The 7,124-nt window shown below is 46.6% G+C and carries 7 protein-coding genes; 4 read left to right on the top strand and 3 right to left on the bottom strand.

Annotated features, from left to right (window positions below):
* From WBV75_RS12090 to WBV75_RS12080, 3 genes are all read left to right on the top strand, one after another.
* Nucleotides 1-520, top strand: a 520-nt coding sequence (locus WBV75_RS12090; protein WP_424120847.1) for a transporter associated domain-containing protein, incomplete at its 5' end; no start/stop codon positions are given.
* Nucleotides 510-1,073, top strand: a complete 564-nt coding sequence (gene gldD, locus WBV75_RS12085) for a gliding motility lipoprotein GldD (RefSeq protein ID WP_424120846.1) — start codon at nucleotides 510-512, stop codon at nucleotides 1,071-1,073. The genes WBV75_RS12090 and gldD, both read left to right, overlap by 11 nt.
* Nucleotides 1,074-1,089: 16 nt before the next feature.
* The gene (locus WBV75_RS12080) at nucleotides 1,090-2,037 is read left to right on the top strand and encodes a pyridoxal-phosphate dependent enzyme (protein WP_424120845.1); all 948 of its coding nucleotides are present in this window, start codon (nucleotides 1,090-1,092) and stop codon (nucleotides 2,035-2,037) included.
* 3 nt (nucleotides 2,038-2,040) lie between these two features.
* On the opposite strand, the gene WBV75_RS12075 is transcribed toward WBV75_RS12080, so the two are convergent.
* Complete coding sequence (locus WBV75_RS12075; protein ID WP_424120844.1) at nucleotides 2,041-2,502, bottom strand: hypothetical protein; 462 nt, start codon at nucleotides 2,500-2,502, stop codon at nucleotides 2,041-2,043.
* 52 nt (nucleotides 2,503-2,554) lie between these two features.
* Here WBV75_RS12075 and WBV75_RS12070 point away from each other — a divergent pair, with 52 nt between their 5' ends.
* Nucleotides 2,555-3,454 (top strand): DMT family transporter, encoded by a 900-nt coding sequence (locus WBV75_RS12070; RefSeq protein WP_424120843.1) that lies wholly within the window; start codon nucleotides 2,555-2,557, stop codon nucleotides 3,452-3,454.
* 19 nt (nucleotides 3,455-3,473) lie between these two features.
* Here the strand turns inward: WBV75_RS12070 and WBV75_RS12065 are convergent, their stop codons facing one another.
* Together WBV75_RS12065 and WBV75_RS12060 are read right to left on the bottom strand one after the other, a co-directional pair.
* The gene (locus WBV75_RS12065; protein ID WP_424120842.1) at nucleotides 3,474-5,555 is read right to left on the bottom strand and encodes a M16 family metallopeptidase; all 2,082 of its coding nucleotides are present in this window, start codon (nucleotides 5,553-5,555) and stop codon (nucleotides 3,474-3,476) included.
* 4 nt (nucleotides 5,556-5,559) lie between these two features.
* Complete coding sequence (locus WBV75_RS12060) at nucleotides 5,560-6,879, bottom strand: M16 family metallopeptidase (RefSeq protein ID WP_424120841.1); 1,320 nt, start codon at nucleotides 6,877-6,879, stop codon at nucleotides 5,560-5,562.
* Nucleotides 6,880-7,124: the final 245 nt, after the last annotated feature.

The raw sequence follows: 7,124 nt of genomic DNA, 5'->3' as shown, positions 1-7,124 counted from the left end.
CCTCTATGTAAAGGATCTCCTTCCGTATCTCGAGCGGAAAACCTTTAACTGGACCACCCTGATTCGCAAACCCTTCTTTGTACCCGAAAATAAGAAGCTGGATGATTTACTCCTGGAATTTCAGAATAAAAAAAACCACCTGGCCGTAGTCGTAGATGAGTTTGGGGGTACCTCGGGTATTGTCACCCTCGAAGACGTTATCGAGGAAATTGTAGGAGACATCAGCGATGAGTTTGACGATGAGGATCTGGTGTATTCCAAATTAGACGAATACAATTTCGTTTTTGAAGGTAAAACCAACCTCAAGGATTTTTATCGGGCGGCCCAAATAGAAGACGACACAGAATTTGAAGCGCATAAAGGAGAATCTGAAACGATAGCTGGTTTTGTGCTGGAAATTTCAGGAAGATTTCCTAAACGAGGTGAAAAAATACCCTTTAAAGGTTTCAATTTTACGGTTGAAAGCATCGATAAGAAACGCCTGAAGCAAATTAAAGTAACCCTGCCGCATGAGAAATAGTATCTGCCTTTTGATGGTCTTTATGGCATTTGGACTTATTGGCTGTAAAGACGAACCTGTACCAAAACCACGGGCAATGCTCCGTCTGGAGTACCCGGAACAGAATTACAGCAGGATGGAATCCGATTGCCCTTTTGTTTTTGACTACAATCTTTTAGCCCAGCCCAATTTTCAGGACGGCTGTAACCTCGTGCTCGATTACAGGGAAATGAAAGGGAGTATATACCTCTCTTACAAACCGGTGGAAGGCAATATAAAAGAACTTTTGTCCGACGCTCAGAAGCTTTCCTATGAACATGTGGTCAAAGCCGATAATATTCTGGAACAGCCTTTTATGAATGGGCAGGACCGGGTTTTTGGAATGTTCTATGAAGTCAAAGGGGATGCCGCTTCCCAATCCCAGTTCTACGTCACTGACAGCACAAACCATTTTGTGACAGGATCTCTGTATTTTTACGCCAAACCCAATTACGATTCGATTCTTCCGGCGGCCGACTATCTGCAACAGGATATACGTCGCATCGTAGAGTCGATCAGATGGAAGGCTGAGTAACCCCAACACATCCGATATGTCCTCCTACACCCCGGAAGCGCTTCGCGAATGCCACAGTAAAATCCAACCCTATATCCACAAAACCCCTGTGCTGACCTCCCATCTTTTAAATGAGCGCACCGGGGCCACATTGTTTTTTAAGTGCGAGAATTTTCAGAGGGGTGGATCTTATAAAATGAGGGGGGCTACACATGCAACCTTGTTAAAGAAAGAGGAGGGGCATTTACCCGGAGTGGTCACTCATTCCTCGGGAAATTTTGCCCAGGCCCTTTCCCTGGCTGCCCAATCCCTGAATATACCTGCCTATATAGTCATGCCCAAAAACGCCCCGGGAGTAAAAAAGCGGGCCGTTGACCAATACGGAGGATCGGTTTTTGAATGTGAACCGACCCTGGAGGCCCGTGAAGCTGAGGCGGAACGGATAGGTAAAGAAACAGGGGCGATATTTATACATCCCTCAAATGATCCTATGGTTATGCTGGGTCAGGGGACTGCAGCCCTGGAGCTGCTGGAAGAAGTGGAGACCCTGGATCACATCGTCGTTCCGGTTGGTGGAGGCGGTTTGCTTGGGGGGACAGCATTGGCCACGGCTTTTTTTGGTGGCCCTTGCGAAGCAATCGGGGCAGAGCCGCTGGCTGTTGACGATGCCTACAGATCCCTGCAGGCTGGCCGGATTATGGGAAATGAAAGTACGGATACCATTGCCGATGGGCTTAAAACGGTTTTGGGATCGTATACCTTTCCTGTAATTCAGCAGTACGTCCGGACAATACTCCGGGTCACAGAGGGCGAAATTATACAGGCCATGCACCTGATTTGGGAACGCATGAAAATCGTCGTGGAGCCCTCCAGTGCCGTGGCACTGGCAGCGGTGTTTAAAGATCCGGTACGGTTTAAGGGTAAACGGGTGGGAATCGTTATTTCGGGAGGTAATGTGGACCTTGCCAACCTTCCTTTTACCTAGGGTTTATTCCGGCGAAGCACTATTTTTTAAAAGGGATTCGGCCTGAGAGATACTCTCATTCATCGCCCTGGCCATCTCTTTTACTTTGACCAACTCTTCATCCAGCCATTCGGATTTTTGAGCGCTTAGTGTTTTTCCTTCCTGGATTTCTGCATAGTCAAACCGATCCCCAAAACCCTGCATCCAATCCATCATGGCTGTATTGGCTTGCTCAAGGTCTGAAATGGCATTCGCGTAACGCGAGTCGCTGGCCGTGCTATCCGCCAGGGGTTTGAGCCGGGATATCAATTGTCCGATCTCACCCATTTTCGGCATGACCGAATCGTGGACGGCGATTACCTCCTGCATACGGGTGTCCGTCTGTTTTTTGTCAGCACATGATAGCGCCAGGAAAAGGCTTAGAAGTACTACCGCGACCCCGCCGATACTCCCGGCAATAGGAGAATAGATAAAGCTGATTTTCATAATAGGTATTTATTCTGTCAAAAATAGGAACTTTGACCCAATTCAACTACAAATGAACGACTCCCGAAGGCGCCTTTTCTATCTCGTGGTCCTTTCGATCATCTGGGGCAGCTCCTATATACTTATAAAAAAGGGCCTGGAAGGATTCACTGCGCTCCAGCTCTGGGGGGTTCGAGTTCTGATGGCCGGGCTCATACTGCTGGGGATCGGATTTGGATCCCTGAAAACCATAAGCAGGCAACAATGGAAATGGGTGGGCCTTAGTGGCCTGCTTGGAAGTTTTATCCCGATGTTCCTATTTGCATGGGCTGAAACTGAAATCGACAGTGGGGTGGTGTCTATTTTGAACTCTCTGGTACCTTTATTTACCATTTTTGTGGGGTACGGCTTATTTCGAATAGCCTTTACAATAAATCAAATATTAGGCGTAATTGTTGGATTGGCTGGAGCCGCGCTTATGATTTACCTCGGAAGTGCGGTAAATCCGGATCAAAACTACTGGTATACCTCGGCCGTGGTGGTGGCTTCTTTCTGTTATGCCGTTAATGCCAATATTATAAAGAGCAAGCTACAGGATGTTAGCCCGATGGGGATTGCCACGGGGAATTTTGTTTTTCTTATTGGCCCTGCGCTTTTAATTGTGATTATTTCCGGAGCACTTTCAGAACCCGTGCGAGAAGGACCGCATTTTATGAGTTCACTGGCCTACATCGGGCTGCTCTGCGTTTTTGGCACAGCCATAGCCAAAGTAATGTTTAACCGGCTCATACAAATCTCTACGCCCGTATTCTCAGTTTCCACCACGTATTTAATTCCCATTGTGGGTGTTTTTTGGGGTATCCTGGACGGAGAGCGATTCAGCCTCGGGCAAGGGGGTGCAGCCTTGCTTATCCTTTTTGGGATTTATCTTATAAATAAAACAAAAAGGGCGCCCCGACAGGAGCGCCCTTAACCCATTCAAATTCTTCTTTCTAATTGAAGTCAGACTCCTGTACTTCATAGTTGATTACCGCTTCCAGCAATTTGCTTTCTACTTGCTGTGGCCCCATGGCACTTATCTTCAATGCTGGGAACTTGATCCCGTCCACTTCCTCGTACCCTTTAATCAGGGCCTCCTGATTCTGGGTTTGGCCGTTCATATTGATAAGCGTAGCTTCCTTGATTTTAAGTCCTGTTTCCACATCGTAGAAATAACTCGCCTGCACGGTCTCACCAGGCACATCAATCCGATATGCTTTGGCATCCTCTACCGCTTCTATACCAACAAGTTTTGTTTCCGGATTCAAGGCAAAAGACTGTTCTGGAAAAATACCCATGGTCTTTTTCATGTCCTGTTTCATTCCATCAGGCAGCGGCACTTTGTTCCCGCCCTGTTTCATAAACAGCTCATCTCCTTTGGCTATAATGCCCATCATAGGGGCATCGTTCATAAAGGTGGTTTGGGCGTATCTGTCTGCTGTTCTCAACTCTTCACTTTTGATGGTCGCACCCATGGCCGAACCTTCATAGACCAATTTTAAAGATTGAATTTTATCAACAGCTTCTTTGCCACCGATGGCCTCAAAATAGGCGTCGACAACAGATTGTACGCTTACGCCTTCAGGCAGGTCTCCGCCAAAGTCCGGTTTTTCCGTTGGGGTAGCGTATTTATCATAGTACCTAATCGGTACCGGTTTCCCGTTAAAAGTTATTTTTTCCAGATTTTCGAGTACTTCACTCCCTTTACCTGCGACAACTACCCGCGCATTGCCGGGCTTAAAATAGTCCCTGGAAACTCGTTGTACATCTTCAATGGTAATAGCGTCAATACGCTCCAGGAAGGTTTCGTAGAAATCCTCAGGCAAGTCCTGTTGGAGGATATCTACAGCATAATTGGCGACAGTCGAGGGTTTCTCGAGCTGCATCACAAAGTTTCCGGCGTATTTGGCCTTGGCAAGTTCAAGATCCTTTTCCGTAATTGGTTGGTCTACCATATTATCGATCTCTTTGAGGATTTCGACAACGGCACTATCGGTAACCGCATTGCGGACGCCCGCAGTGGCTCCAAAAGTAGAAGACCCCCATTTACTATTTCCAAGGGAGGAGTACGTACTATAAGTATACCCTTTGTCCTGTCTCAGGTTCTTCATTAGCCTCCCGGAAAAACCGCCACCTCCGAGGACAAAGTTGGCCAGGGTCGCCGACAGATAATCCGGATCATTCTTTTTAAGATCAACCAGGTTTTCTACCCAAATCTCAGACTGTACCGCATTAGGCACATCCACAAAGTTGATCTGTGTGTATTGGGCATCCGATGGGTCTGAAAATTCAAATTTAGGAGGACTGGCTTTGATCCAGGGTGTAAAGTACTTCTGCACGAGTTTTTTCACTTCTTTGACATCCGTATCCCCCACAACGACCAGGTAGGAATTGGCGGGCACAAAATAATCGGTGTAGAAACGCTCTACATCCGACAGTGTAACATTGTTTACGGTTTCTTCGGTGGTGAATTCTCCGTAGGGATTGTTTTTCCCATAGGCGAGCGCATAGCGAACCCTATTGGCGATGGCTGAGGCACTCTTTTCTGAGGTCTTCAGACCCGTGATCAGTTTTTCCTTTTCCTTGTCAAATTCTTCCTGGGTAAAATTAGGATTCAGGGCTGCATCTGCCATGAGCTCCATCAGTCTTGGGAAGTATTTGCTCAAGCCGGACCCGTAAGCCCCCTGGGAATAAATTTCAAGGCTTGCCCCCATAAAGTCGATTTCTTCGTTAAAATCGTCCATGGAGATGTTTTTTGAACCTTTTCCCATCATGCTCCCGGTAAGGCTGGCCACTCCGGCTTTGTCTCCTTCGAAAATTGGGGGGTTGTCTATATCGAGCTGAATAGATACACGGGGAAGCTTATGGTTTTCTACAACCAGGACGGTAAGGCCATTGCCCAATTTAAATTGCTCTGCCTTATCCAGGTTGATTTTGGGTGCCGGCCCCGGTTCGGGCATTTTGGACCGGTCTATCTGAGCCTGGAGCGAAAGGGCTCCTAAGGTCAATACAAGTGTAAATAAAAGCTTTTTCATAGTCTTAATTGTCCATTTTATCACCCGGCAAGTATTCAATGACCGCGCGCTGGGTAGGTTTTAAATATTTTATGGCCACATCCCGAATTTCTTCCCGGGTAATGGATCTGAATATTTCAATTTCCTTATTGATCAGGGAAGTATCTCCGTAAAGCATATAGTTTGTTGCCAGGGAACCTGCAATCCCCGCAATGGTGGAATTGGAGTTTACAAAGTTGTTTTCAAACTTATTCTGCAATTTCTGATAATCCTTTTCGGAGATCAGTCCCATACGCAAAGCCTGCACTTCCTCCTCGATTTCTTCCACCAGGGTCTGAAGGGAGGTTTCTCCCACAGGAAGTCCAAAAATCAGATACATCCCGTAGTCTTCCTGACCGATGTTAAAGGCCCCTATTTGAAGGGCTTGCTTTTGTTCATCTACCAGTTTTTTATAGAGCTTGGAACTTCTTCCATCGCTGAGGTAGGTAGAAATCATATCGAGGATACGGGCATCTCGTTCTCTGAATCCGGGAGTGCGATAGGCTACCATGGCAGCTGGAATCTGAATATTCGGATCGTAAGCCTGCTCGCGAATTTCCTGGGTAATGGGAGCTTCCTTTGGGAAATTCCGTGTAATCTCGGCCCCTCTTGGGATAGGTCCGAAGTATTCGGAAATCATTTTTTTCGTTTTAGCGATATCCAGGTCACCGGCCACGACGAGTACAGCGTTATTTGGCACATAGTACTTTTCATTGTAGGCCCTTACATCTTCGAGTGTGGCTGCTTCCAAATCGCTCATATACCCGATGTTTGGATCTTTGTACGGATGCTCCTGAAAGAGCGTCTTTCCGAGAACGGGAAGCAATTGGCCATAAGGGCTATTGTCGTACCGTAGTCTTCTTTCTTCTTTAACGACCTCAATTTCCCGGTCCAAAGCCTCCTGGCTTATGGTTGGATGGAGGAGTCTTTCCGATTCCAGCCACAGACCGAGTTCGAGATTATTCGACGGGAAAAGTTCGTAATAGTAGGTTCGGTCCTGAGAGGTGTTGGCATTGTTTTGCCCCCCGCGGGTTGAGATGATTTCATCCCATCCGCCTGTGGGAATATTCTTAGAACCGTCAAAGAGCAGATGTTCAAAAAGGTGGGCAAATCCGGTACGACCCTCTGTTCGGTCTTTACCACCCACGTGGTACATAATTGAAGTGATTACCACAGGGGCGGAATTGTCCTGATGCAGGATCACATGGAGTCCATTGTCCAGGTCATATTCCTCATAAGCAACCTCCTGGGCCTGGATAAATCCGGCTACAAAAAGGATGATCGCAAGTAATTTCCATTTTTTCATATTCAGGTTTTTAATAAGAAGTTGCAAGATACTGACAAATGCCCGAAAACTAAAAAAGGAAAGAATACAAAAATTCACTGTTTCTGTAAAACAGGGAACCGCTCAGGGTTTAACACTATTTTATCATAAAATTTGCTTTACACCCCTTATCTTTTACTTAAACTAAAGACCTATGAACATATATCGTTTTGCTTTACCCATCCGATTCGGGCTTGCCACCAGTGGCAGTTTGATCGCATACTTCC

The sequence above is a fragment of the Robiginitalea sp. genome, from assembly GCF_049588695.1.
Lineage (GTDB): Bacteria > Bacteroidota > Bacteroidia > Flavobacteriales > Flavobacteriaceae > Robiginitalea.
The sequence above is the reverse complement of the archived record's forward strand: the minus strand, read 5'-3'. Positions and strand labels throughout refer to the sequence as shown.

Bases quoted from the DNA above. Each gene is read 5' to 3' on its own strand.
- WBV75_RS12070 (WP_424120843.1), top strand. From the start codon at position 2,555: ATGAACGACTCCCGAAGGCGCCTTTTCTATCTCGTGGTCCTTTCGATC.
- WBV75_RS12075 (WP_424120844.1), bottom strand. From the start codon at position 2,502: ATGAAAATCAGCTTTATCTATTCTCCTATTGCCGGGAGTATCGGCGGG.
- WBV75_RS12080 (WP_424120845.1), top strand. From the start codon at position 1,090: ATGTCCTCCTACACCCCGGAAGCGCTTCGCGAATGCCACAGTAAAATC.
- gldD (WP_424120846.1), top strand. From the start codon at position 510: ATGAGAAATAGTATCTGCCTTTTGATGGTCTTTATGGCATTTGGACTT.
- WBV75_RS12065 (WP_424120842.1), bottom strand. From the start codon at position 5,555: ATGAAAAAGCTTTTATTTACACTTGTATTGACCTTAGGAGCCCTTTCG.
- WBV75_RS12060 (WP_424120841.1), bottom strand. From the start codon at position 6,879: ATGAAAAAATGGAAATTACTTGCGATCATCCTTTTTGTAGCCGGATTT.